The organism is Saccharopolyspora sp. NFXS83 (assembly GCF_026241095.1).
Classification (GTDB): domain Bacteria; phylum Actinomycetota; class Actinomycetes; order Mycobacteriales; family Pseudonocardiaceae; genus Saccharopolyspora_C.
On record NZ_JAPFGB010000002.1, the window covers coordinates 301,911 to 325,682 of the forward strand.

Consider the following 23,772-nt stretch of genomic DNA (forward strand, 5'->3'; position numbering starts at 1 on the left):
ATCTCAGCTCAGGTACATGAAACTTCTGGACAACGCAGCTCCGGGCACGACCGAGAGCCCCTTCCAAATCCGTCGCGCCTCGACGGTTCCACCCGACACGGCGATGTTCTCCTCGCCGATCACGAGAATGCTGCTCAGCAGCGACGGGCTGACCACGACCCTGCTGGAGTCGTGCACAGGGCGTCGAGTGCGCCTGCAGCACGCCGCCCACGCCACGGTCCCCGCCCGCTCCGCGCCGTCCGGGGCCGCCGGCCTGCTGGGCCTGGGGCCGGGCGACGAGCTGGTGGTCCGGCGTTCGACGCTGGTCACCGACGATGGCCGGGAGGTGTCGGCCAACCACGTGGTGGCGCGGATCGACCTCCCCGGCGCCGAATGCCTCACCGACCCGGCGACGCTGCTCGGCTCCGCGTTGCACGCCGCCGGAACCGGATTCCGGCGCACCGTGCTCGACGTGGGCCTGCGCGACTGGGACGGCTCGCCGGTGCGGCCCGCCGCGTTCAAGACCTACCTGCTCTGGCACCACGACATCCCGGCCGTGGCCATCAGCGAACTGTTCAACCCGGAGATCATCCCCGCCGACCGCACCGCCGACCACGAGGCGATCCGGTGAGCCGCGTGCTGCGCACCACGGTCGCCATCGTCGGCGCGGGCCCGGCGGGGCTGGTGCTCGCGAACGTCCTGCACCGGGCCGGAATCGACGCCCTCGTGATCGAGCAGCGCTCCCGGGAAGAAGTGCGCGACCAGGCTCGCGCGGGGATGGTGGAGCACCGGGTCGTGGAGTACCTGCGGCGGTGGGGGCTGGCCGACCGGCTGCTCACCGACGGCACCTGGCACGGCTGGTGCGACGTCGTGGTCTCCGGCGAACGGATCCGGCTGGACTACGCGGCGCACTCCGGGGGCGATCACCACTGCGTCTACCCCCAGCAGTTCCTGCTCCGCGACCTGCTCGCCGCGCTCGACGACGCCGATCGCACCCCGCGCTTCGACAGCGCCGTGCTGGACGTGGACCTCACGTCCGCGACGCGGGCGCGACTGCGCTGCGCGGAGTTCGAAGTGGACGCCGACCGCGTGGTGGGGTGCGACGGCGCGCGCGGAGTCGTGTCCCGTTCGTTCCCGGGGAATTCCGGCGTCCAGCGCCGGTACCCCTACGACTGGCTGACGATGCTCGCCGACCTCACCGCACCCGTCGGAGGAATCCGCTACGCCGTCCACGAACGCGGCTTCGCGGGCATGATGCCGAGAGCGGGCAGGCAGGGACGCCTGTACCTGGAGGTCCCCGCCGACGAGGACATGGCGCGCTGGCCGGCCGCGCGGGTGCGCGAAGAACTCGAGGTCCGGTTGGGCGAGGACGCCGGCATCGTCGACATCGGCGAACCCGGCGTCCTGCGGATGCGCAGCAGCATCGCGCGAACCTCCCGGCACAAGCGGGCTTTCCTGGCCGGGGACGCGGCGCACGTCCTGACCCCGTCCGGTGCGAAGGGCATGAACCTCGCCATCGCCGACGCCGCGGACCTCGCCGACTCACTCATGCGGCTCTACCTGGACGACGACGCGACGGCCCTGGCCGGGTACGCCGACCGGAGGCGAACACAAGCACGGCACGCGCTCGGGTTCTCCGAAGACCTCCTGCACCTGCTCCACCTCCCGCCGGACACCACCGACCCGGCGGCCGAGCTCCGCTCCCGCCGAGCCCGCGCCCACCGCCTCAGCTCCCCGACCCCGGAAGCGGAACGCTTCGCCCGCACCTACGTCGGCTCCGGAAAGCTGTGAACCCGGGCATGGCGACCGGAATCGGCACCGGTCACCCACCGCAGGCGCGGTCCGTCCACTGGTGCCGAGGCAGTCCCGAGCGGATCCGGTCGAGGGAGCCCAGCAGCGAGTCCAGCTTGCTCGGGTCGCTCAGGTGCTCCAGCACCGCGCGCTGGAAGGCGTCCCGCATCGGCGACGGCATCAGGTCGGAACCGTCCAGGCACAACCGGTCCCCGCCGTCGGTGAGCACGGCGGCGATGCGGCGCCCGGACGGCGTGCGGTAGGCCGAGGCGGGCACGGCGGAGTTGGCCGAGAAGGAGTCGCCCGCGGCCCAGATCTCCTGCGCCCGCCTGGAAACCAGGAATCGGATCAGCTCGCGGGCCTGCGGGGTGTCGCGGAACATCCCGGCCACGTCGGCCGACACCTCCCAGGTCCCGGCGGAGCCGGGATGCTCGGGCGTGAAACCGGGGAACCGGGCGAAGTCCGCCGCGGGCACGCCGCGCGCCGCGTACACCCCGCCCATGAACGAACCCTGGTGTTCCAACAGGCATTGCGGCGGGTCGGCGGACATCGGGCGCGACGCGTCCTGGAATTCCGTGAGCAGCGCGGCGATCCGCCCACCGCGCACCTGGCCGGAGTCGGCGAACTCCTGCCAGGTCTGCCAGGCCCGCCGGACCTGCGGCGAGGTCCACGGCAGTTCGCCCGCGATCCACTGGCGGTAGACCTCCGGGCCCGATTGCCGCAGCAGCAGGTCCTCGATCCAGTCCGTGCCGGGCCAGCCGGACGTGGCGGACGCGGACATGCCGACGCACCACGGCGCGGTGCCGGACTCGCGCAGCGAACGGCTCAGCTCGTCCAGGTCCGCGGCGTCGCGCGGCGGCGGGACACCAGGCGGGAACCAGACCATACTCTTGAGGCTCACGTGCACCGGCACCGCGCGGATCGGGCCGCCGCCGACGCGCGCCAGGTCCTGCCACTGGCGGCTGTGCTCCGCGGTCCAGCCTCGGTCCAGCACGTCGTCGAGCGGTTCGAGCCGGTCGCCGTAGCGCGGCAGGTCGCCGATGCTGGGCAGCACCGCCACGTCCGGCGGCGTGCCGTCGCGCAACCCCGAGGACAGCACCTGCCCGAGCGCGCGGGTGCCCTGGAAGTCCACCCGGATCCCGGTCTGCGCGGTGAACTCGTCGAGCGCCCTGGTGAACTCGGTCTGCTCCCGGCCGGTCCACGGGCCGAGCACGGTCACGCTGCCCGCCGTGCCGGGAATCCGGCATCCGCTCAGCCCGGCCAGCAGCATCGCCAGGACCGAGCAGCAGACCGCCGCACGCGCTGTTCGCCTCATCGGGACCGGTACCTGTACTCGTCGATGCGGGCGGAGAAGCCGAGCTGCACCAGCAGCGCCGTCGCCACCGCCAGCACCGGGATGGTCCACAGCAGCGCGGCGTCCGCTCCGACCTCCACCGCGCCCGCGCCGGTGTCGACGGGGCCGGGGAACCGCGCCGCCCAGCGCTGCGCGGTGACCCCGCACGCGGCGAGATCGCGCGGGCACTGCTCGGTCAGCACGCGCAGCACCGCGTCCCGGTAGCCGAGGTCGTCGTGCCAAGTCCGCGTCGTCCACTGCTCGGCCAGCGGTTCCAAGCGGGCCCGCGTCACCAGGATCCGGGAGGCGACCTCGGCGAGTCCGGCCGCGCACGCCGTGGCCAGCACCAGCGGCGGGTTCAGCACCCGCCGGAACCGCCGCGCCAGCCGCACCTGCACGACCACCAGCAGCACCAGCAGCAACACCGCGGGCACCAGCCACAGCACGATCGTCGCCACCCGCGCTTCGGCGGCCCGCAGGTACTCGGCGCGCAGCACGTCGAGCTGGAACAGCACTCCCTCGCCGGGCCGGTCCAGCAGCAGCGTCGCGTTCCACAGGTAGGTGGTGCCCAGCGGGGAAGCCGGGTTCTCCCGGAAACCGGTGGCGGCCAGGTCCATCTCCGCCCCGTAGGAGGCGAGCAGGCCCTGCGCGACCTCCAGCCGGGACGGATCCACGTCCGGCAACCCGGTCTGGGCGACCTCGGTGAGGTGCCGTTGCGCGATGGCCAGCTGGGTGCGGTACTCCTCGCCCGGCCCGGCCAGCAGCACCTCGCCGGAGCGGATCCCGTCCACCGCTCCCCGGTGCGCGTCCACCAGCGCCTCCCGCGCGGCGAGCACTTCACCGGCCGCGGGCAGCGCGGTGTGCACGCGGTAGAACGACCACGCGGAGAACACCGCCGTGAGCGCGATCAGCACCAGCAGCGCGGTCCGCCGGCGGCGCAGGTACCGCATCGTGGACGCCGTCATCGCCCGCTCCCGGTGCCGAACCGGTGCCCGCACTCGCAGTAGCGCGCGTCACCGGGGTTGCGGCGGTCGCACTCGGGGCACCGCCGTTCCGGGCCCGCCGGGACGGCCGACGGCGCGCGTTCCGGACCGCGGGTGGAGATGTTGGATCCGACGGCGGCGTTGAGGAAGTCCACCCGCCGCAAGTCCGGGCGCACCGCGACCACGCCCCCCGCGGCATCGCGGATCTCCACCAGCCGTCGCAGCCGGGCCAGCACCTCCTCGTTGCCGGAGTCGTGGGCCAGCACCACCGCCCGCGCCCAGTGCCGCCGCGCGCCCTCTGCGTCGCCGCGGTCGAAGGCGTCGCACCCGGCGAGCACGGCCGCGTTCAGGTCGGCCTGACCGGTGTAGTGCGCGACCAGCGGATCGATGCGGCTGGACAGCTGCGGATCGTCGGTCCAGTGCACCAGCACCGGCACCGGCGGGCCGAGTTCGCCGCCGTCGCCCGCGCGCACCGGCTGCACCACCGCGATCTGCAGGTCCTCGGCCATCGGCTCCCCGTCGTGGCGCAGGTCCACGCCCAGGTGGTACTCGCGGACCTCCCCCGGCCCCCAGGTCCCGGTGCGGAATTCGGCGGTGCGCTCGCCGCGGGAGGTCGGCTGGAGCTCCAGCTCGGCCGGGAACGCCTGCTTGAAGAAGCGCAGGCGGGAACCGGGCAGCGCGGTGACCCGGATCAGCAGGTCCGGCAGCACCTTCGCCATCGCCGCCCGGACCAGCCGCCGGAAGTCGTCGGCCAGCTCCGCTTCGACGCGCACCGAGTCGGCTCCGCCGCGCAGCGCCGACGCGATGCGGCGCAGCTCGTCCGGGCGCCAGTCCTCGCCGATCCCCCTCGCGTCGCAGACGAAGTGCCCGGCGCACTCGCGCAGCGCGCGGTCCAGCACCGCGACGCTCTCGCCCTCGTCGCGGCCGTCGGTGAGCAGCAGCGCGTGCCGGACGGCACCGCCGTGCCCGGCCAGCAGCCGATCGGCCAGCTGCAGCCAGCCGCCCATCGCCGTGCCGCCGCCCGCGTACAGCCGGGACACCGCCGTGGTGGCCTCGTCGCGGGTCCGCGCGTCCATCCGGGCCAGTTCGGGGGTGCGCGGATAGGCCATCCGGGCGCGGTCGGTGCCCTGCACCACGGCGAACAACACCCCGTCGGGCAGCGCGTCGAGCGCGCCGATCGCGGCCCGGCGCGCTTCGGTGATCTTGGTGGGCGGCGTGCTCATCGAGCCGGAGCAGTCCACCAGCAGCACCTCGGCGGATTCCCGAGCGGGGCCGAGATCACCGGCCGAGACGGTGAGCACCGCGTGCATCCGGGAGTCCGATGTGGACATGTACTTGTGCTGGCTCAGCCGCAGGCGCACCGCGGCCCCCATCGCGTCCCCCGGCTCGGCCACCGTCACCACCACGTCCTCGGCCGCACGTCGTTGGCCAGGTCGACCAGTGCCGCGTGCGCGTCGGCTCGCCCGGCTTGCCCGGCGAGCCTGCGGATCGAGTTCTCCAGCAGCACGCGCAACGAGCGGACGTCCGGGTTCGCGCCCAGCACGGCGCTGTCGGGCAGCCGCACCGGTTCCCGGCGGGCTCGGGCGAGCGCGACCTCCCGCAACGACGCGGCCAGCCTGGCTCGGCCCGCACCGTCGGGCTCGCCGCCGTCCAGCGACAGCGCGTCCAACCGGCGCACCGCGTCGGCGAGATCGTCGGCGCCGGGCAACTCGCCGCCGCGGAGGCGACCGGCCCGCACCCGGAATGCCGCCACGCGGGACTCCTGCGCGTGGCGGCATTCCGGCGGAACGTCGTCCAAGGCCTCGACCGCGAGGTCGCGCGCTCCGTCCGCGAGCGCCATCCGGGCGAGGCCGAACGCGGCGTTCGCGGTCCTGCGGTCCTGCGGCCACGCGGCCTCGTACGCGGCCCGCGCCTCGGCCGCGTCGCCCGCGTGCTCGGCGCAGAACGCCAGCGCCAGCTTGGGAACCAGCTCGCCCGGCAGCGCATCGCGCACCGCGGTGAACTCCCGGCGGGCCGCGGGCACGTCCTCCCGGACGAGGGCGAGCAGGCCGCGGAAGTACGCGGACCGCCAGTCGGGCGCGCGCCGGTCGGCCTGCTCGGCCGCCGCCAGCCGGGACTCCGCCGCGTCGGCCTCGCCGAGCCGGATCAGCGCGCGGCAGGCCCGCAGGTGGATTTCGGCGGACTCGCGCTCGGAACCGTCCAGCGTGGCGAGCAGTTCGCGGGCGTCGGTGGTGACCAGCGCGGCGAGGTACCCGGCCTCCGGGTCGTCGGCGCGCACCAGCGGCACGGGCAGCGCGGCGGCGGCGCGGGCGGGCGAGGGGCGGCCGTCGTCGAGTTCCGCCGCCAGCTCGGCGAGCGTCCGCGCACCGGTCCACCGCCGCAGCGGCGGGATCGAGCCGAGCCCGGTGTCCAGCAGCGCGGTGGGGTCCTCGAACAACCGGGACGGGCTGGGGCGCAACGACATCCCGCGCAGCGCGAGGATCTCCCGCAGCACGCCGAGCAGCTGCTCGCCCATCTCCGCGGCCGTGGTGAACCGCTGCTCGAACGGCCCGGTGGCGCGGGCCAGCACGCGGCGGAACGACGCCACCCCGTAGGCGTCGCCTGATTCCGGCGCCACGCCTGCGGTGGGCACGGCCTCGTCCGGCGAGGTTTCCGGTTCCCCGACCCGGCTGCTGCCGGGAGCTCCGCCGGCCGCCTGCAGTCGCGTGCCCGGCGACCAGGACTCCTCGGTCACGTGGAACAAGGTCTCCAGGGTCCGCCCGACCGTGTGCAGATCGGAGCGGATCGTCAGCCCGTAAAGCTCGCGTTCCTCGTCCGGCACCTGGTAGCCGCGGGTGCCGACGACGGGACCTTCCTGGTCGTCGATCCCGCGCACCGCGCCCAGATCGATCACCTTCAACCGGTTGGTGCTGCGGATGACATTGCCCGGTTTCATGTCGCAGTACAGCAACCCGGTGCCGTGCAGGTGCTCCAGCGCCGCCAGGATCTCCAGCCCGTAGGCGATGACGTGCTCCACCCGCACTTCCCCGTGCCGGGCCCGCACCGCCGGATCGTTCTTGAGCTGCGCGAGCGACGGGCCGCCGACGTGCTCCATCACCAGGTAGTCGACCGGCTCGCCGGAGACCGGATCGGGGTGTTGCACGAAGTCGTAGATGCGCACGATGTTCGGGTGGTCCAGCCTGGTCAGCGCGGTGCGCTCGTTGGCCACCAGTTCGCGGGCCCGCCGGTCCCGGCTGTTGATCAGTCCTTTGAGGACCACGTAGGTGTCGTCCAGGTTGCGGGCCTTGGCGAGGTAGACCCAGCCGAGCCCGCCGCGCTGCAACGGCCCGACCACCTCGTAGCGGTCGGCGAGCAGGTCCCCCGCCACGAGCTTCAGCGAGAACGAGTACCGCGCACCGCACTGCCCGCACACCCCGTCCAGCAGCGGCGGCTGTCCCGCGAAGGTCCGCGCGACGGCATGGCCGCACTCGGCGCAGACCCGGCTCGCCTCCGGAACTTCCGCGTTCACCAGCACCAGGCTCGACGGGTCCGGCAGCTCGAACACCGGCAACGACAGCAGATCGCCGCTGACCCAGGCGCCGCTGTCGCTCCCCCTCGGCCCGCTCGCGGAGCTCGGGGCGACCGCCCGTTCGGCCTGGGTCGGCGCGGGAAAGGGGGACGGACGACGACCGCAGCGATCGCAGAACCCGGTCGCCACCACGGTTCCGCCGCACCCCGGACGGTCGCAGGGGGCGGTCATGCCGGGCCGATCCGCGCGCGCACGGCCGCCCCGTAGCCGCGCACGAGTTCCGTGGCCGCGTCCAGATCGCAGGGCCCCCGCCGCCACAACGCGTCGTGCGAGCGCCGGTACGGCTCGTCCAGCACGACGTCCTCGACGAAGCCGTGGTCGATCGCCTGCGCCCGGTAGGCCTCCAGCAGCCCGCGCAGGTCGTCGCGCCGCTCCACCAGGGAGTCCAGCTCGCCGCGCCGCTCTCGCAGCAGGCGTGAGGTGGCCTCGACGTCGGCTTCGGCGCGGGCGAGCCGCTGCGCCCGCTCCTCCGGTGCCATCCCCGGATCGTCCCGCCGCAGCCCGGTGACCACCAGGCGCAGCTCGATGGCCCGGTCCGGGACCGCGGGCGCCCCGGCGATCCTGCCCGCGACGTGCGCGTGGTGGCGGTGCAGCGCGTTCTCCCGCTGCGCGAGTTCGTCGACCGCCCGCGCCAGCAGGTCCAGCCGGGCCAGGAACACCTCCGGATCCCCGTCCTGCTCCGGCCACAGCTCCCGCGCCACCCGCAGCGCGGCGGAGGAGCCGCTGCGGAAGGCCAGCACCAGTCGGATGCCGTGGCCTGCCACCGGCGCGAGCACCTCGCGCAGCACCCGCTCCGGCTCGGACGCCTCGTCGATGCCGTCCAGCACCAGGGTGCGCGGCTCGGTTTCCACCGGTGGGGGCGCGGATCCCGGCCGCGCTGCTTCGCCCGCGGCCTCGGGCTCCGGCCGTCGTGGCGCCGAGTCCGGCCACACCTGCTCGATCGCGCCGCCGACCGTCGCCACGATCTCCGCCCGCGCGTCGCTCGACGTGCACCCGGCCATGCTCAGCGGTCGGGCTCGCACCGGGTTCCCGTCGCGCAGCACACCGAACCCGCCGGTGACGAACAGGTAGACGTCGCGGTGGATGTGCACGTCGCCCGCGATGCGGTCCGCCTGCACCACGTTCCCGGCCTCGCCCCGAACCTGGTTGCGCACCGCCTTCTTCGGCCCCGTGCCCGTCTCCGGCGTCCGTCGCTCCCCCACGTCGCGCCTCACCCCCTCGTCGGAGATCACCGCGAACGATACTCCGAGTGCACGGTTGATCACCGCTGGTCGCACCACGCCGCGCTGGGCCGGGCGCGCGGATCACCTGATCCGAGCAACGGGGCGTCCGAACAGGTCGGCGACCCGGTAGCTGATTCGCACCGGAATCGGCCGAACGAGTGACGATCCGCTCCGATCGGCCCCTTGGGCGTCCAGGCCGGACTTCCGCCGATGGCGCGAGAATGCGCGGTGATCTCGCGGCAGTGCGGTCCGTCGCGGAGTTGCTTCGATGCGGCGGCGAATTCCCTGGCGCGTTCGAAAGACCACTCCGCCCGGATTCGACGAACGCGAACTCGCAGCGGATCGCTCCCAATGGGCACACCCCGTACCCATGCGCGCACAACTGATCGCACAACGTCGCCATCGGGTCCGCGCGGTAATCGGCGCAATGCCCCAAGTCCTGTAACGGCAACGGAAATCGCTGATCACAGCGCCGCGAAAGCACTGTGCCGAATGCCACTTCCCGCCGGTGGACCACGCGGTCGCGTTGTGCGTAGCCTGTGCCGCGGTTTCGCGGTGATCAGCCATCCGGCAGGGGGCTCCGCGAATCGCGCCGAATCGGTGGGCGGCCTCGTCGAGGCGATCGTTCATCCGAGCCTCGGGCCTTCGTGGGCCGATGTGCCGGTGTCAGCGGCAAAAGGAGTTGTGTGCGTTCAGCGTCGTCGTCCAAGTTGAAGCGTTCGATGGGCGGAGCCCTGGCGGCCACGGTGGTCGCCACCGCCGTCGGCGTGTCCGCGCCGCCGGCCGTCGCGCAGCCGCCGGGCAACGCGTCGGACGCCCAGAAGCAGTTGAAGGAACTGGGGCGCCAGGCCGAGGAACTGACGGAGACGTACAAGAAGGCGCAGGACGACCACGCCAAGCGGCGGGGTGAGCTGGACCAGGCGAACGCCGACAGCGACCAGGCCGGCCGGGTCGCCGGGCAGGCGCGGGCCGACGAGCAGCGGTTCCGCAGCGGGGTCGACCGGCTGGTGCACGCGTCCTACCAGGGAGCTCGACTGAACAAGCTCTCCGCGCTGCTGGTCAGCGAGTCGCCGGACGACTTCCTGGACCGGTCCTCGGCGTTGGACGTGCTGGCCAAGGACAACAACGACGCCGTCAAGGCGTTGTCCGGAGCGACCCACCGGGCCGAGGGCGCCGAGCGCCAGGCCCAGGACGCGCGCGGGCGCGCGGAGACCGCGGCGGCCGAGGCGGCTCGCATCGAGGGGGAAATAGCGGGCAAGAAGGACGCGATGGACGCCCAGGTCGCGAAGGTCAAGGAGCAGTACAACAGCCTGAGCGAGCAAGAGCAGGAATCGATGTCCGGCGGCAGCTCGGTCGGCTCGCTGCTCGGTTCCGGCACCGCGATCGAGGCGGTCAACGCCGCGCTGAGCAAGCAGGGCTCGCCGTACGTGTTCGGCGCCAAGGGGCCTGAGCAGTTCGACTGCTCCGGGCTCGTCGCGTGGTCCTTCCGCCAGGCGGGGGTGTCGCTGCCCAGCTCGACTCAGTCGCAGATCTCGGAGGGCAAGAAGGTCTCCCAGAGCGAGATGAAACCCGGCGACGTGATCTTCTTCTACAGCTCGGGCAGCCACAACGGCATCTACATCGGCAACGGCAAGATCGTGCACGCCCCGACCGAAGGCCAGGACGTCACCGTCGAAGAGGTCGAGTACATGGGCCAGGTCAACAGCGTCCGCCGCTTCGCGGGGTGAGCCCGCCCGCCGGCGGGACCGGCACTCGCCGCCGGAGGCCTGCGAGCCGGTTCAGGTGAGCGCGCCGGATCTCCCGGTGGCGGAGCCGGGAACGCTCCGCTGGGCCGAGGGATCCGCGCGCGTGCCGCGTTCGCGGACGCGCTAGCCGGTGGCCGTGCGGTCACCGCGGAGCAGCTCGGATCCGGGTGGCACCTCGGCGGGGTCCGACCCCCGGTTCACGGTCCGGTTCTCCCCGTCGACGAACAGCGCGCTCGGTTCGAGCCGCCGGGCCGCCTCGTCGTCGAGGAGGGCGTAGCCGATGATGATCACGAGATCGCCCGGACGATCGGCGCCGCCCGGCGCGGCGGCGCTTGACCATGCCCCACCGGCCTGGTGTCGGCTGCACTCCACGCGAGCGCTCGCGCCGCGAGCACGTCCGGCGCCGGCGGGCACCGACCGAGGAGAGGGAGACCATGCAGGAGGAAACGCTGATCGTCGAGGACGTCCTGCTGCTGATGCTCGACGACGAGCACGGCGTCCCGGCCGGAGCCGCCACGCTCCAGCAGACGCTGGCCGGCGCGGTGCTGGTCGAACTCGCGCTGCTGGGCCGGATCCGGCCGGAAGAGGACCGCCCCTGGTACAAGGGCACGAAGATCCTCGCGACGGGCGACGGCCCGCTCCCCGACCCGGTGCTGCAAGCCGCCTACGACGCGATCGCGGCGCGTCCCCGGCACGCCCAGACGCTGCTGGTGACGATCGGCGCCGACCTCTGGAAGACGTTGACCGAACGCCTCGTCCAGCGCGGCCTGCTCCGGCGCGAGCGCAAGCGCGTCCTCGGCCTGTTCACCACGACCCGTCTGCCCGCCGCGGACACCGGGCACGAAGCCGAACTCCGCGACCGGATGCGCGAGGTGCTGGAGCACGGCGAGGACGCCGACCCCAGGCTCGCGGCGATCATCGCGCTCATCTCGGCCAGCGGCACCCTGCCGAGCCTGGACCCGGCACCGAAGTGGTCGGGCGCGGTCGCCACCCGCGCGAAGGAGTTCGAGCAGGGCGACTGGGGAGCCGCGGCGGTCAACGACGCGGTGGTCGGCGTCGCCGCGTCCTTCACCGCCGCCAGCACGGCGGTGGTCATCACGACCGTCACGACGTGATGACTCGTCCGCCGAGCCGGGATCAGCCCGCGGCGTAGGTGCTCATGAGGGCCTGCACCTCGTAGACGTCGACGCCCTTGCCGAACTGCTTCACGATCGGTTCGACACCACCGGAGAGCCAGATCTTCAGCTCCGCGTCGAGGTCGAAGGTCCCCGCGGTCTCGACGGAGAAGTGGGTGATGCTGCGGTACGGGATCGAGTGGTACTCGATCTTGCGACCGGTCATCCCCTGCTTGTCGACGAGGATCAGGCGCCGGTCGGTGAACACGAACGAGTCCCGGATCAACTGGTACGCGGCGTGGACGACTTCGCCCTGCGCCAGCAGGCGCCCGAATTCCTTGGCCGCCGCACGCGGATCGATGCTCGACGCGTTGCCCATCATGCCGCCGAATAAAGCCATTTCCACTCCCCTGACGATCTGCGCTTCTGGAGATCACGGTACCGAAGCTCCGCGCCCGGCAGCCGTGATCCGGCCGTCGCCCGATCATCAGCGGCTCGGCCGGTCCAGCACCCGCCCGAGGAAGCCGCGGAGGTGACCGGCCACGACGTCCAAGTGGCTCTCCAGCAGGAAATGCCCGCCGCCGATCAGGTGCACCTCCGCGTCCTCGGCGTCGCGAGCGAAGGCGCGCGCGCCGTCCGGACCGAAGATCTCGTCGTTGCGGCCCCACACCGCGAGCACCGGAACCCCGCTGGTGCGCAGGAATTCGTGCAGCCGAGGGTAGAGCGGCCGGTTGTTCGGGTAGTCGCGGAACAGCGCCAGCTGGATCTCGTCGTTGCCCTCGCGGGAGAGGTGGGCGAAGTCGTGCTCCCAGGTGTCGGGGCTGACCACGCTCGGGTCCGGCACGCCGTGCAGGTACTGCCAGCGGAGGGCGTCGATGCCCAGCGCCGCGCGCACCGGTGGTTCGGTGCCGGGCCCGGGGTTCGCCGCGTACGCCCAGACGTCGTTCCAGAACGACTCGACGAATCCGTCCTCGTAACCGTTGCCGTTCTGGGTGACCAGCGCGGTGATCCGCTCGGGCTGCTCCAGCGCGAGCCGCCACCCGATGGGGGCGCCGTAGTCCTGGACGTAGAGGGCGTAGCGCTCCAGTCCCAGCCGGTCGAGCAGCCCGGCGGTGATCCGGGCGAGCGCGTCGAAGGTGTAGGTGAACTCCGCGGCGCCGGGAGCGGCGGAGCGGCCGAAGCCGAGGTGGTCCGGGGCGATGACGTGGTAATCCCCGGCCAGCAGCGGGATGAGCTCGCGGAACATGAACGAGCTCGTCGGATAGCCGTGCAGCAGGACGATCGCGGGAGCGTCGGCGGGGCCGGCTTCGCGGTAGAAGATCTCGTGGCCGTCGACGAGGGCGGTCCGGTGGTGCACCGAGCTCATTTCTAACCCCTTCACTTGCATAATCTGGTTAGTTCCGTCATGCAAGCACGAAATGAGCTAACCTGTCAAAACGATCGAAGGGGTTAGAGGGGGGTGCATGGACACGCTGCTCGACCTGCTCAACAGCAGGCCGCTGATCAACGGCGCGGAACAGGACGAGCTCGGCGACCCGGACTCGGGCAGGCGCTGGGCGCGGGAGCACGGCGGCGACGGCAGCCTCGCGGAACTGGCGCTGCTGCGCGAGGCGCGGGACGTCCTGCGGGACGTGGTGTGCGCGACGACCTCGCCCGAGGCGCTGCGCCCGCTGCTCGACGGGGTCCGCCAAGTCCCGGAGGTCACCTCCGAGGGCCTGCGGTGGACGGTGGAGGCTCCCCCGCACGCCCGGCTCGCCGTGGCGGCGGTGCTCGCCTGGGCCGACACCGAGCAACGCCTGCCCGGCAGGCTGCGCCCCTGCGCCAACGGCGAATGCCGGCTGTTCCTGCTCGACCGCAGCCGCGCCAACCGCGCTCGGTGGTGCTCGATGGCCACCTGCGGCAACCGCGAGAAGGCGCGCCGCCACTACGAACGCACCCGATGATCGGGCACCGGATCACCAGGACGACGGGAAGGCCACCGACATGCCCCGCTCCACACCGTCGGCGACCCCGTCGAAGCTGAAGACCGCCCTCGATCGCGGGTGCCTGGCGATCCTCCTGCTGGTCTCCGTCGGCACCGGCGCCTGGGCCTACTCCACCCCAGCGGCCTGGCACCGGTACTTCCCCGGATTCGGCCTGAGCTGGCTGCCCCAGCTCGGCCCGTACAACGAGCACCTGGCGAGGGACACCGGCGCCGCGTTCCTCACGCTGGCCGTGCTCAGCGCCCTGGCGCTGTGGCGGATCACCGACGTGGTGCTCACGCGCGCCACCGGAGCGTCGTGGCTGGTGTTCAACGGCCTGCACCTCGGCTACCACGCCACGATGCTGCACATGTACGGGCTGCGGGATCAGCTGCTCAGCATGGGCAGCCTCGCGCTGCTCGTCGTCGTCTCGATCGTGCTGCTCCTGCCCGCACCCGCACGGAGCACTCCTCCGCCGGAACGGAAGTCCGCAGTGGACTCCCCCGCCTGATCGCAATCCCGCCGCACACCGGTGAGAACCGCGGTCGCACGGCGGGGCGCAACGCGAAACGGCGGCCGACCCACGCCTCGCGTGGATCGGCCGCCGTGCGCTTCGAGCGAGATCAGCGCATGGCGCCGAGCGTCAGGGTGAACACGTCGGGGTCACCGGCGTTGACCTTTCCGCTGTGGTCCTCGCCCGCGTTCGAGCTGACGTCGTCGTAGGCGAACGCGTAGCCCTTGCCGTCGGGCAGGTTCTCGTGCACGACGCGGGCGTAGTGGTTGGTGATCTCGTTCTGGTAGAAGGTCGCCGGGTCCTCCTCGTGCGGCTGGTTCGGGTTGATCAGCAGCGTGGTGCGGTTGAACGCCGCCGCCAGGCGCGGCACGATCGCCAGCCGCTCCTGCGAGTCGCTCTCCGGGTTGTTGGCGAACGGGCCGCTGTTGCAGCCCCAGATGTCCACGGAGGACGGCTTCTCGAACCGCTCCGAACCGAACACGAACGCGTCGCCTTCGACCTTGCCCTCGATGACGCCGAGGTCGTCGCGCTGGGTGTCGACGAACAGCGACTCACCGGCGTACTTGGCGTACACCTCGTCCACGTAGGGCTCGAGGTAGCCCTCGAAGTCGGCGGCGCGGTGGTTCGGGTTGAGCACCCGCACGACCCGGCCGTCGGCCTCCTGCACCAGGTTGGCCCAGTTGCCGCCCTGGGCGCGCAGGCCCTCGGCGACGCCGTCCAGCGCGCCGGTGGGCATGCCGGGGACTTCCTGGTCACCGCTGGCCGCCTTCAGGTGCAGCGCGATCGGCGCGGCGACGAAGTCGACGTAGCTGATGTTGGCGTAGAGCTGCTCGGCGTTGAGGGTGAACTCCGCGAACGTCCAGTCCTTGCCGTAGTTCGGGTCCTCTTCGGACACGAAGTTCGGGTGCACGACGGAGGTGGCACCGTCCGCGCCCTGCACGACCTGGAACTCCAGCGTGTCGTTGAGGGAGAAGTACACCCGCGCGCCGTACATCCGCGGCACGGTGACCTCGACGCTGCCCTCCACCGGGATGGCCGCTTCCTCGCCGACCGGGGTCGGCTCGGGGCCAGTGGCCTCCGGGAAGTACGGGGTGCCGTCCTTCGTGATGAACACGGCCTTCTTCTCGACGTCCGAGAACCCGGCGATGTAGGCGGTCGCCGGGCCGCCGGAGTTGTTCTGCAGCACGAACTTCAGGCTCTCGGGCGCCGCTGACGCGAACGGGGCGCTGATCGCCTGGACCCAGAACGGGGTGCTCAACGCTGCAGCGGAATACCCGAGAAATCGGCGGCGAGAAACCATGGGGGATACCTCCTGAGACAACAGGATCGACCCGGGGGTGGCCGACCCTTTCGTGATCGATCCCGAGAGTCTGCCGGTCTAGACCTGCCACTCGATACCCCCAAAAGGACCGAATTCACCACGGCCGAACACCAATCAACTCAACCGCACATCGAGCCGGGAAATGCAAGCAGCAGGCGACATCCAGCCACAGAAATGGGAAAACGGGAGACCTTTCCGGAGAAAGACGAGCTCAGTCCACTGTGTTCACGAAAGATAAGACGAAAGTCGGTCCGAGAACTCACGCCTAAGGCTGCTCACGCGAAGTGACCGCATTGCACTGCGATCAATCGAGCCGCCGAATGACGACGACGACCACTCCGCGAATACGTGGAGTGCCCGCCCGAGCACAGCGAGGTGAACGCGGGATGTCGACGCGGAGCGCCAGCGGGGCGACTCGCAGCGGAACGCACCAGGGGGCGGCGGCTTTCCGCCGCGCGTCAGGACTTCGCGAGCAGCAGCGCGAGCACTCCGGGCATGTCCGCTTCCAGCCGCGCCACCTCGTCGTCCAGTCCGGACAACGCGCAGCTTAGGCCGCGCTGGAAGATCCCGTCGATCATCGCGTAGGCCACCGTGGACGAAGTCGCGGTTCCAGCGCCCGCCAGCTCGGCGCAGCGGATGATCACCCGCCAGATCATCTCTTCGCGGCGCTGGTCGATCTCGACCACTTCCTGGCGGAAGGACTCGTCGAAGAGGCTCTGGTTGCGCAGGTCGTACCAGAGCCGGTGCAGCGGAGCGTCCGCCTTCAACGTCGCGAAGAACCGGGCGACGAAACCGTCGCGCAATTCGTCCGCGCTCGTCGCGTTCGCGACGAGTTCGTCGTACCGGGTCACGCACACGGCCTCGTACTGGCGGACCGCTTGCACGATCAGGTCCTGCTTGTCCGCGAAGTAGTAGTGCAGGACTCCGTGGGAGAACTCCGAATTCTGCGCGATCTCCCGCAGGCTCGTCCGCGCGTACCCCAGGTCGGCCAGGGTGTTCAGCGTCGCGACGGCGAGCTCGGTCCGCCGCACCTCGAACTTGTCGATCTGGCGGCGGGCGATCCGCTTCTGCTTCGTCTCGGCGACCTCGGTCACGTGCTCGTCCTGTCGGCTGGCGGCGGTGTGCTGCTGCGGCCCGCAGTCTATCGCCGACCGCCACCGCCGTCCGTGACAGTCGTCCAAGAAATTCTTGACGATCGTCCAAAGCGATGCTTACGGTGTGATCCGCGCCGCACGGGCGATCTTCCGAACCGTGCTGACCAGCGATCTCAACGAGGAGATTCCGGATGAGCAGCTATGACCTGACCGGCAGAAGAGCCCTCGTAACAGGGGGTGCGCGCGGCCTCGGCGCCGGAATCGCCGAAGCGCTGGCGAAGGCGGGAGCAGCGGTCGTCATCAGCGACGTGCTCGAAGCCGACGGCAAGGAGACGGCGCGGGCGCTGCGCGACGCGGGCGCCGACGCGGAGTTCGTCGCGCTCGACGTCACCGACGACGACAACTGGGCCGCCGCGATCCAGCAGACCGTCGACGCGATCGGCGGCCTGGACATCCTGGTGAACAACGCCGGTGTGGAGATCACCAGCCTGATCGTCGACCTCGACCCGGCCGACGTCCGCAAGATGCTCGACGTCAACGTGCTCGGCAACTCCCTCGGCCTCAAGCACGGATTCCGCGCCATGCGGCCCGGCGGCGCGGCCGGCGCGGGCGGCGCCGTGGTCAACATCGCGTCGGTGGCCGCGACGATCGCGTTCCCCGGCATCTCGCTGTACTCGGCGACGAAGTCCGCGATCGACCGGCTCACCCGCGTGGCCGCCGCCGAGTCCGGGAAGCTCGGTTACGGCGTGCGCGTCAACTCGATCTACCCGGGCCTGACGCCCACCACCATGGGCAACCAGCTCGCGGCCGACTGCGCCGAGATCGGGCTGTTCCCCTCCCCTCAGGCGGCGGCGGAGGCCGTCGTGGGGCTGACCCCGCAAGGACGGCTCGGGCAGGTCGACGACATGGCCGACGCCGTGGTCTTCCTGGCCTCCGACGCCGCGAAGTACATCACCGGAGCGGGGCTTCCGGTCGATGGCGGCATGGGCATGTGACCGGGTCACCACGAGCACAGGAGGAACGAATCCATGGCCACTGACAAGCGCGTCGTCGTCTACGGCGCCTCCGGGTACACCGGGCGGCTGATCTGCGAGTACCTGCGCGAGTACAACATCCCCTTCCTCGCCGCGGGCCGGAACCACCAGCGCGTCAAGGACGCCGTCGACGCGGTGCCCGGCATCGAGACCGTCGAGCACGAGATCGCGGAGGTCGAGCACACCGCCGCCGCGCTCGCCGAGTGCTTCCGCGGCGCCTCGGTCGTGCTCAACACCGTCGGACCGTTCGCCCGCTACGGCCACGAGGTCGCGCAGGCCTGCCTGGACATCGGGGCGCACTACACCGACACCAACGGCGAGCAGAACTGGATGATCGACGCCGAAGCACGCTACGGCGCCGAATTCGCCGCGCAGGGGCTGCTGCTCACCCCGGGTCTGGCGCAGATGTACACCATCGGCGAGATCGCGGCCAACATCTGCCTGGAGACGCCCGGCCTGGACACCCTCGACATCGAGGTGTTCTGGAAGGGGCACCCGACCGTCGCGTCCACCAACACGATCCTGCTGAACGCGGCGTTCGCCAAGGCCTACCACCTGGAGCAGAACGAGTACGTGGAGTGGCGGGCGGACGGCTGGCCCGCCGAGGTGGTGGTGCCCGGCCAGCACGAGCTCGGGCTCGCGCTGCCCTGGGGCGGCACCTCGCACCCGGTGTGGTTCAAGAACGACCCGCGGGTGGCCAACGCCCGTGCGCTCGGCGGCGTGTTCGACAGGGCGCTGATGACGGCCGTGCCGCAGATCGTCAACGCCGCGCTGGAGCAGATGGAGGGGCTCTCCACCGAGGAGAAGCTCGAGGTCATCGACGCGACCTCCGCGCAGGTCCGCAGCGAGATGCCGCCGCGGGAGAACCCGCGCATCAACACCTCGCTCGACTCGGTGCACGCCTCGGGCCCGCTGGGGCGCGCGCACTGCGTGATCCACGGCAACTGCAACTACAAGCAGACCGCGCTGCTCAACGTGCACGCCGCCGCGGCACTGCTGCAGCAGCAGCCGAGGAAGGTCGGTTTCGCCTCCAGCTGCCAGGCGTTCGGGCACCGCGAGCTGCTGGGCACGCTGCGCGCGTTCGGCCTCGTGCTCGACCCGATCCTGGAAGTCCACCGCTGATGCGCGCGTGCGCCGGTCGCCGTCCGCGGCGACCGGCGCGCACCGCGTCCCGCACCACGAGGTGAGCGATGCAACTGGCCGACTACTTGGACAAGGGCGCCTCCCTGGGCGGCGGCGAGCCCTGCTTGACGACGAACGGGGAATCACGCGGCTACGCCGAAGTGCAGGAGTCGTCCTGGCGGATCGCCGGGGCGCTGCGCGGTTCCGGGATCGGCGCGGGCGACCGCGTCGCGGTGCTGTCGGCCAACGACCCCGTCGCGCTCACCTGCGTGTTCGGCATCTCCCGCGCAGGCGCCGTGTGGTGCCCGGTCAACCCGCGCAACGAGGCCGCCGAGAACGAGCAGCTGCTGGGGATGTTCGGGTGCCGCTGCCTGTTCTTCCAGGCGAAGTTCGCCCCGCTGGTGGAGCGGATCCGCCACGGGCTGCCCGAGCTGACCGCGCTGGTGTGCCTGGACGGGGAGGTCGACGGCGCCTGGAACTTCGACGAGTGGCTCGCCCGCGCCGACCGGCTGCCGAGTCCCGTCACCCGCGCCGGGGACGACCTGTGCGTGCTCGCCGCGACCGGTGGCACGACCGGGCTGCCGAAGGGCGTCCGCCTGACCGGCACGAACGTGGCCACCGCGACGGCGACGACGCTGATGAGCTACCCCTTCGGCGACTCGCCCCGGTACCTCGCGCTCGCGCCGCTCACCCATTCCGCCGGGGTGCTCACGTTCCCGATCATGGCGCTCGGCGGTGAGGTCGTCATCATGCCGACTCCGGATCTCGGCGAGTTCCTGCGGCTCGTGCAGCACCACCGCATCACGCACGCCTTCCTGCCGCCGACGGTGATCTACGGGCTGCTGGAGCACCCCGACCTGGACGCGACGGACCTGAGTTCGCTGCGCTGCCTCTGGTACGGGGCGGCCCCGATGTCGCCGACGCGGCTGGAGGAGGCGCTCACCAGGATCGGCCCGGTCCTCGGGCAGCTGTTCGGGCAGACGGAGGCTCCGAACATGATCTCGACGCTCGCCCCGGCCGACCACTTCCGCCCGGACGGCTCCATCGCCACCGAACGGCTCACCTCGGCGGGCCGTCCGAGCCCGCTGACCCAGGTGGCGGTGATGGGCGAGCAGGGCGCGCTGCTGCCGCGGGGGGAACGCGGCGAGGTCGTCGTGCGCGGCCCGCTGGTCATGGACGGCTACCACGAGAACCCGGAGGCCACGGCCGCGGTCAGCGCGCACGGCTGGCACCACACCGGCGACATCGGCTACCTGGACGCGGAGAACCTCCTCCACATCGTCGACCGGGCCAAGGACATGATCATCACGGGTGGGTTCAACGTGTACTCCGCCGAGGTGGAGCAGGCGTTGCTGGCGCACCCGGCGGTGCTGGACGCGGCGGTGGTCGGGCTGCCCGACGAGAAGTGGGGCGAGCGGCTGACCGCGGTCGTGCAGCCGCGCCCGGAGCGCCGGGCGGCACCTGAGGAGCTGACGGCCTTCGTGAAGGAACGGCTGGGTTCGGTGAAAACGCCCAAGCAGATCGAGATCTGGCCCGACCTCCCGCGATCGAAGATCGGCAAAGTGCTCAAGCCGGAGATCAAGCACCGGCTCGCGGTCGATCCGGGTCCCTCGCCGCGGGGTTAGATTGAGCGGTATGACCTCCATCGCTGAGAAGGCCACGCGCCTGCAAGAGCTCCACGCGGCGCCGGAACTGCTGCTCGTCGTCAACGTGTGGGATGCGATCACCGCGAAGGTCGTCGCCGAGACGCCCGGCACCCAGGCGTTGGCGACCCCGAGCCACGGCATCGCCGCCGCCCGCGGCTACCCCGACGGCGAGCGGATCCCCCGCGACGAGATGATCGCCGAGGTCGCCCTGATCGTGCGGGCCGCCGGTGACCTGCCGGTCACCGCCGACCTCGAAGCGGGCTACGGCGACCCCGGCGGCACCATCGCCCGCGCCATCGACGCCGGAGCCGTCGGCGCCAACCTCGAAGACCAGGTGAAGCCCCTCGCCGAGTCGGTGCGGGCGGTCGAATCCGCCGTCGCAGCCGCCGAATCCGCGGGCATCGACTTCGTCCTCAACGCGCGCACCGACGTGTTCCTCCGAGCCGCCGACCGCGACCCCGACGAGGTCCTCGCCGACGCGATCACCCGCGGGCGGGCCTACTTGGACGCCGGAGCCTCCAACTTCTTCGTCCCCGGCAAGCTCGACGCCGACCAGGTCACGCGACTGGTCGAAGCGCTCGGCGAGCGCAAGGTCAACCTCATCGGCATCCCCGGCTCCCTCCCGCTGCGCACCGCGCAGGAACTCGGCGTCTCCCGCGTGTCCTACGGCCCGTGGAGCCAGAACGTCGCCCTGACCGCGCTGGCCGAGCTCACCGAGGACGTCCACAACGGCGGTGGTATCCCGGCCGGCACCCGCAAGCTGAACTGACCACCGGCGCTCTGCCGCGCGCCGAGCGGAACGGAGCTCCTCGGCTCCGTTCCGCCGTGGCCGACGGGGAAGGCGGCGTGCCGGGTCGAGGCCGCCGCGGTCATTCCGCACGGCCTCCCAGGTGCCGGGCGAGGAAGCGGTCCGCGGCGCGGAACATGGCGATCAGGTTGTCCGGGTTGGTGAACATGTGCCCCTCGTCGTCGAAGACGAGGTAGTCGACGTCGACGCCGCGAGCGCGCAGCGCCTCGACGAGGTTGTCGGATTCGGCCTGCACGACGCGGACGTCGTTGGCGCCTTGGACGACCATCAGCGGTGTGCGGATCTCGTCGACGCGGGTGATCGGCGAGCGTGCGAGCATGTCCGCCTCCTGCGCCGGGTCGGACGGGTCGCCGACGTAGTGGTACCAGTTGTTGATCAAGGCGGGTTTGGCCATGTCCGGCACCGTCCGCATGAAGTTCGCCAGGCTGGAGATCCCGACGTACTCGACCGCCGCGGCGAACCGGTCCGGCGTGAACGTGACGCCGACCAAGGTGGCGTAGCCCCCGTAGGAGCCGCCGAAGATCGCGACCCGGTCCGGGTCGGCGTAGCCCTGCGCCACGGCCCAGTCGACCGCGTCGATCAGGTCGTCGTGCATGGCACCGGCGAACTCCCCAACCGCGGAGCGCATGTGGTGCTTGCCGAAGCCGGACGAACCGCGGAAGTTCACCTGCAGCACCGCGTACCCCCGGTTGGCCATCAGCTGCACGCTCTTGTCGAAGCCCCAGGAATCACGGGCCCACGGTCCACCGTGGACGATCAGGACCAGCGGCAACCCCGCGGGCTCGATGCCCACGGGCAGCGTCAGGTACGACGGCAGCGGCAGCCCGTCGCGGGCGGGGACCGTCACCGGCGTCATCGGGGCCATCGCGTCCGGATCCAGGTGCGAGTGGGGCCGGAACAGCAGCCGCCGCTCCCCCGTCTCGTGGTCGTAGAACCAGGTCAACCCCGCGTCGCGGTCGTGGGTGAACGACACGACCCAGCGGCGGCCGTCCTCGTCGGAGGACACGGCGGCGAGGGTCCCGTCCGACAGCGCCTCCAGGTTCGCCAGCACCTCGGCGAATCCCGGGTCCAGCGCGCGGATCACCTGGCGCTCGCCCAGGTAGCGCGCGCCCAGCAGCTCACCGGTCCGCCGGTGCCGGATCAGCGGGGAGGGCAGCGCGGCGAAGACGGCGCCGCGGGTGTCGAGGTCGAACTCGGGGTGCGAGTCGACCTCGGTCTCCTGCCCCGTGGTCAGGTCCAGCCGGACCAGGCGGGTCCGGTCGGTGCCCCGGTTGGACCCGATCCAGGCCGCGGTCCCGTCCGGGGTTGCTTCGAAGGGGAAGATGCTCATCGGGTGGTCGGCGCCGTCGAAGGTCGCGACGCGGTGCAGCCGCCCGGTCTCGCCGTCGCGGCGGGACAGCGCGAGGTCGCCGTCGTCCGTCAAGGTCTGGGCGAACAGCCGCCCCTCCCCCGCGTAGAGCCAGCCGAGCACCGGGCCGGGGTTCTCGGCCAGCGTCGTGAGCTCGCCGGTGGCGATGTCGAGCTCGTGGAGGTCGAATTCGGCGGCGTCGCGGGCGTTGAGCTGCAGCACCGCCTTGCCCGGCCGCGCGGCGGGGAGCACGAGTCCGATGGCCGCCGCACCGGGGAACGGGGTCAGGTCGACGGCGGGCGCGCCCGGCTCGTCCAGGTCGACGCGGAACACGTGCCAGTTCTCGTCGCCGTCGTCGTCCTGCAGGTAGAGCAGCCAGCGCGGGTCGTCGGTCCACGCGTAGTGCTGGACGGTCCGGCGCTCGTCGGCGGTCACGCATCGCGGCTCGGCGTCGCCGTCGAGGTCCTCGATCCAGACGTTGAGCCGGTTCTTCCACGGCGCCAGGTAGGCGATCCGGGTGCCGTCCGGTGAGATCGACGCGCCGGCGCGCTCCGGTGATCGGAAGAAGTCCTCGACGGTGATCCGTTCGGGCAGTGCCATGGAGCTGTCCCCTCTCGATGTTCGCTGCAGAAGGTCTGCTGCGAACCAGGAAAGGCCGTGCCGCCACGGCATGCTCAAGCCCCGCGCGCTGTGAGGGGCACCACTGCCCGGCGCACACGTGGGCGCTTCGAAGTCCACAAAGGACTTAAGTGCGCCGGGAAGACCGAGCACCGGGTGGCGCAGCCGGCGTTCGGCGCCGCCGAGGAGCTCGGGCCGCACCGGCCAGCCGACGAGTTCGTCACCGAGCACCTTTCGCGGCGCCCGGCCGATCGAGCGGGCCTGCTCCGGCTTCCGATCGTCCCATGTGGACACTTGTGCTGCTTGGAGCGTTCCAGGGAAGCCTCTCCGCCAGCGATGGCACGGTGATCCCCTTGATCACCGACCTCGCCCGGAGTTCCGGTTCCCGCCAGGTGCGGCAGGAACACCAGCGCACGGTTCGGGTTCGGCCGGGTGTCCGCCGCGCGCACCGCGTCGTCACCTGACACCGAACGCAACCAATCCACGGCGAGACCGCCGGTGATCAGCGAGCCCAGCGCCATCGCCCCACGCCCGGAACGCCGCCTCGCACGGCTGCGCCGCGAGCAGCG

General features: G+C 71.7%; 21 protein-coding genes. 10 read left to right on the plus strand and 11 right to left on the minus strand.

The features are described from left to right. Window positions 1-127: 127 nt before the first annotated feature. Together OOZ19_RS03655 and OOZ19_RS03660 are read left to right on the plus strand one after the other, a co-directional pair. Window positions 128-610, plus strand: a complete 483-nt coding sequence (locus tag OOZ19_RS03655) for a hypothetical protein (protein ID WP_266088211.1) — start codon at window positions 128-130, stop codon at window positions 608-610. After that, window positions 607-1,770, plus strand: coding sequence for an FAD-dependent monooxygenase (locus OOZ19_RS03660; RefSeq protein WP_266088213.1), 1,164 nt, complete (start codon window positions 607-609; stop codon window positions 1,768-1,770). Before OOZ19_RS03655 ends, OOZ19_RS03660 begins: the two co-directional genes overlap by 4 nt. A gap of 31 nt (window positions 1,771-1,801) precedes the next feature. Here the strand turns inward: OOZ19_RS03660 and OOZ19_RS03665 are convergent, their stop codons facing one another. The 5 genes from OOZ19_RS03665 to OOZ19_RS03685 are packed head-to-tail and all read right to left on the minus strand — an operon-like array spanning window position 1,802 to window position 8,856. After that, entirely contained in the window at window positions 1,802-3,085 is a 1,284-nt protein-coding gene (locus OOZ19_RS03665) for an ABC transporter substrate-binding protein (RefSeq protein ID WP_266088215.1), read from the minus strand. Beyond that, on the minus strand, window positions 3,082-4,068 hold the full coding sequence (locus OOZ19_RS03670; RefSeq protein ID WP_266088217.1) for a GlnX family signal transduction membrane protein: 987 nt from the start codon (window positions 4,066-4,068) through the stop codon (window positions 3,082-3,084). The genes OOZ19_RS03665 and OOZ19_RS03670 overlap by 4 nt, the downstream gene beginning before the upstream one ends. After that, on the minus strand, window positions 4,065-5,486 hold the full coding sequence (locus OOZ19_RS03675) for a vWA domain-containing protein (RefSeq protein WP_266088219.1): 1,422 nt from the start codon (window positions 5,484-5,486) through the stop codon (window positions 4,065-4,067). The genes OOZ19_RS03670 and OOZ19_RS03675 overlap by 4 nt, the downstream gene beginning before the upstream one ends. Beyond that, window positions 5,483-7,825 (minus strand): serine/threonine-protein kinase, encoded by a 2,343-nt coding sequence (locus OOZ19_RS03680; RefSeq protein WP_266088221.1) that lies wholly within the window; start codon window positions 7,823-7,825, stop codon window positions 5,483-5,485. Before OOZ19_RS03680 ends, OOZ19_RS03675 begins: the two co-directional genes overlap by 4 nt. Continuing rightward, a complete protein-coding gene (locus OOZ19_RS03685) occupies window positions 7,822-8,856 on the minus strand; it encodes a hypothetical protein (RefSeq protein ID WP_266088223.1) in 1,035 nt (344 codons plus the stop codon). The genes OOZ19_RS03680 and OOZ19_RS03685 overlap by 4 nt, the downstream gene beginning before the upstream one ends. 707 nt (window positions 8,857-9,563) lie before the next feature. Between OOZ19_RS03685 and OOZ19_RS03690 the strand changes: the two genes are divergently transcribed. Next, window positions 9,564-10,604 (plus strand): C40 family peptidase, encoded by a 1,041-nt coding sequence (locus tag OOZ19_RS03690; protein WP_266088225.1) that lies wholly within the window; start codon window positions 9,564-9,566, stop codon window positions 10,602-10,604. 141 nt (window positions 10,605-10,745) lie between these two features. Here OOZ19_RS03690 and OOZ19_RS03695 read toward each other — a convergent pair whose 3' ends face one another. After that, a complete protein-coding gene (locus tag OOZ19_RS03695; protein ID WP_266088227.1) occupies window positions 10,746-10,913 on the minus strand; it encodes an aspartate 1-decarboxylase in 168 nt (55 codons plus the stop codon). A gap of 143 nt (window positions 10,914-11,056) precedes the next feature. On the opposite strand from OOZ19_RS03695, the gene OOZ19_RS03700 reads away from it, so the two are divergent. Continuing rightward, on the plus strand, window positions 11,057-11,737 hold the full coding sequence (locus OOZ19_RS03700; protein WP_266088229.1) for a GOLPH3/VPS74 family protein: 681 nt from the start codon (window positions 11,057-11,059) through the stop codon (window positions 11,735-11,737). A gap of 22 nt (window positions 11,738-11,759) precedes the next feature. Here the strand turns inward: OOZ19_RS03700 and OOZ19_RS03705 are convergent, their stop codons facing one another. After that, complete coding sequence (locus tag OOZ19_RS03705) at window positions 11,760-12,137, minus strand: PH domain-containing protein (protein ID WP_266088231.1); 378 nt, start codon at window positions 12,135-12,137, stop codon at window positions 11,760-11,762. An 87-nt stretch (window positions 12,138-12,224) separates the two neighbouring features. After that, entirely contained in the window at window positions 12,225-13,103 is an 879-nt protein-coding gene (locus OOZ19_RS03710; RefSeq protein WP_266088233.1) for an alpha/beta fold hydrolase, read from the minus strand. A 97-nt stretch (window positions 13,104-13,200) separates the two neighbouring features. Here OOZ19_RS03710 and OOZ19_RS03715 point away from each other — a divergent pair, with 97 nt between their 5' ends. Both OOZ19_RS03715 and OOZ19_RS03720 read left to right on the plus strand, forming a co-directional pair. Further along, complete coding sequence (locus tag OOZ19_RS03715; protein ID WP_266088235.1) at window positions 13,201-13,680, plus strand: CGNR zinc finger domain-containing protein; 480 nt, start codon at window positions 13,201-13,203, stop codon at window positions 13,678-13,680. A 40-nt stretch (window positions 13,681-13,720) separates the two neighbouring features. Beyond that, on the plus strand, window positions 13,721-14,209 hold the full coding sequence (locus tag OOZ19_RS03720; protein WP_266088237.1) for a hypothetical protein: 489 nt from the start codon (window positions 13,721-13,723) through the stop codon (window positions 14,207-14,209). Window positions 14,210-14,321: 112 nt separating this feature from the next. On the opposite strand, the gene OOZ19_RS03725 is transcribed toward OOZ19_RS03720, so the two are convergent. Together OOZ19_RS03725 and OOZ19_RS03730 are read right to left on the minus strand one after the other, a co-directional pair. After that, window positions 14,322-15,512, minus strand: a complete 1,191-nt coding sequence (locus OOZ19_RS03725) for a beta-1,3-glucanase family protein (protein ID WP_266088239.1) — start codon at window positions 15,510-15,512, stop codon at window positions 14,322-14,324. A 479-nt stretch (window positions 15,513-15,991) separates the two neighbouring features. Then, a complete protein-coding gene (locus tag OOZ19_RS03730) occupies window positions 15,992-16,627 on the minus strand; it encodes a TetR/AcrR family transcriptional regulator (RefSeq protein ID WP_266088241.1) in 636 nt (211 codons plus the stop codon). 191 nt (window positions 16,628-16,818) lie between these two features. On the opposite strand from OOZ19_RS03730, the gene OOZ19_RS03735 reads away from it, so the two are divergent. The 4 genes from OOZ19_RS03735 to OOZ19_RS03750 all read left to right on the plus strand — a co-directional run bounded on the left by OOZ19_RS03735 (window position 16,819) and on the right by OOZ19_RS03750 (window position 21,198). Then, the gene (locus OOZ19_RS03735) at window positions 16,819-17,622 is read left to right on the plus strand and encodes an SDR family NAD(P)-dependent oxidoreductase (protein ID WP_266088243.1); all 804 of its coding nucleotides are present in this window, start codon (window positions 16,819-16,821) and stop codon (window positions 17,620-17,622) included. 33 nt (window positions 17,623-17,655) lie between these two features. Beyond that, window positions 17,656-18,783 carry a DUF5938 domain-containing protein gene (locus OOZ19_RS03740; protein ID WP_266088245.1) on the plus strand — a complete coding sequence of 376 codons (1,128 nt, stop codon included), beginning with the start codon at window positions 17,656-17,658 and terminating at the stop codon, window positions 18,781-18,783. Window positions 18,784-18,851: 68 nt separating this feature from the next. Further along, a complete protein-coding gene (locus tag OOZ19_RS03745; protein WP_266088247.1) occupies window positions 18,852-20,408 on the plus strand; it encodes an AMP-binding protein in 1,557 nt (518 codons plus the stop codon). A gap of 10 nt (window positions 20,409-20,418) precedes the next feature. After that, window positions 20,419-21,198 carry an isocitrate lyase/PEP mutase family protein gene (locus OOZ19_RS03750; protein ID WP_266088249.1) on the plus strand — a complete coding sequence of 260 codons (780 nt, stop codon included), beginning with the start codon at window positions 20,419-20,421 and terminating at the stop codon, window positions 21,196-21,198. Between the two features lie 100 nt (window positions 21,199-21,298). Here the strand turns inward: OOZ19_RS03750 and OOZ19_RS03755 are convergent, their stop codons facing one another. Continuing rightward, on the minus strand, window positions 21,299-23,185 hold the full coding sequence (locus OOZ19_RS03755) for a S9 family peptidase (protein WP_266088251.1): 1,887 nt from the start codon (window positions 23,183-23,185) through the stop codon (window positions 21,299-21,301). Window positions 23,186-23,772: the final 587 nt, after the last annotated feature.

What these genes read in the sequence shown, in the direction of transcription:
- OOZ19_RS03725 (WP_266088239.1), bottom strand. Translation starts at nt 15,512, where the DNA reads ATGGTTTCTCGCCGCCGATTTCTCGGGTATTCCGCTGCAGCGTTGAGC.
- OOZ19_RS03715 (WP_266088235.1), top strand. Translation starts at nt 13,201, where the DNA reads ATGGACACGCTGCTCGACCTGCTCAACAGCAGGCCGCTGATCAACGGC.
- OOZ19_RS03755 (WP_266088251.1), bottom strand. Translation starts at nt 23,185, where the DNA reads ATGGCACTGCCCGAACGGATCACCGTCGAGGACTTCTTCCGATCACCG.
- OOZ19_RS03710 (WP_266088233.1), bottom strand. Translation starts at nt 13,103, where the DNA reads ATGAGCTCGGTGCACCACCGGACCGCCCTCGTCGACGGCCACGAGATC.
- OOZ19_RS03665 (WP_266088215.1), bottom strand. Translation starts at nt 3,085, where the DNA reads ATGAGGCGAACAGCGCGTGCGGCGGTCTGCTGCTCGGTCCTGGCGATG.
- OOZ19_RS03735 (WP_266088243.1), top strand. Translation starts at nt 16,819, where the DNA reads ATGAGCAGCTATGACCTGACCGGCAGAAGAGCCCTCGTAACAGGGGGT.
- OOZ19_RS03700 (WP_266088229.1), top strand. Translation starts at nt 11,057, where the DNA reads ATGCAGGAGGAAACGCTGATCGTCGAGGACGTCCTGCTGCTGATGCTC.
- OOZ19_RS03655 (WP_266088211.1), top strand. Translation starts at nt 128, where the DNA reads ATGCTGCTCAGCAGCGACGGGCTGACCACGACCCTGCTGGAGTCGTGC.
- OOZ19_RS03745 (WP_266088247.1), top strand. Translation starts at nt 18,852, where the DNA reads ATGCAACTGGCCGACTACTTGGACAAGGGCGCCTCCCTGGGCGGCGGC.
- OOZ19_RS03720 (WP_266088237.1), top strand. Translation starts at nt 13,721, where the DNA reads ATGCCCCGCTCCACACCGTCGGCGACCCCGTCGAAGCTGAAGACCGCC.
- OOZ19_RS03670 (WP_266088217.1), bottom strand. Translation starts at nt 4,068, where the DNA reads ATGACGGCGTCCACGATGCGGTACCTGCGCCGCCGGCGGACCGCGCTG.
- OOZ19_RS03750 (WP_266088249.1), top strand. Translation starts at nt 20,419, where the DNA reads ATGACCTCCATCGCTGAGAAGGCCACGCGCCTGCAAGAGCTCCACGCG.
- OOZ19_RS03705 (WP_266088231.1), bottom strand. Translation starts at nt 12,137, where the DNA reads ATGGCTTTATTCGGCGGCATGATGGGCAACGCGTCGAGCATCGATCCG.
- OOZ19_RS03740 (WP_266088245.1), top strand. Translation starts at nt 17,656, where the DNA reads ATGGCCACTGACAAGCGCGTCGTCGTCTACGGCGCCTCCGGGTACACC.
- OOZ19_RS03680 (WP_266088221.1), bottom strand. Translation starts at nt 7,825, where the DNA reads ATGACCGCCCCCTGCGACCGTCCGGGGTGCGGCGGAACCGTGGTGGCG.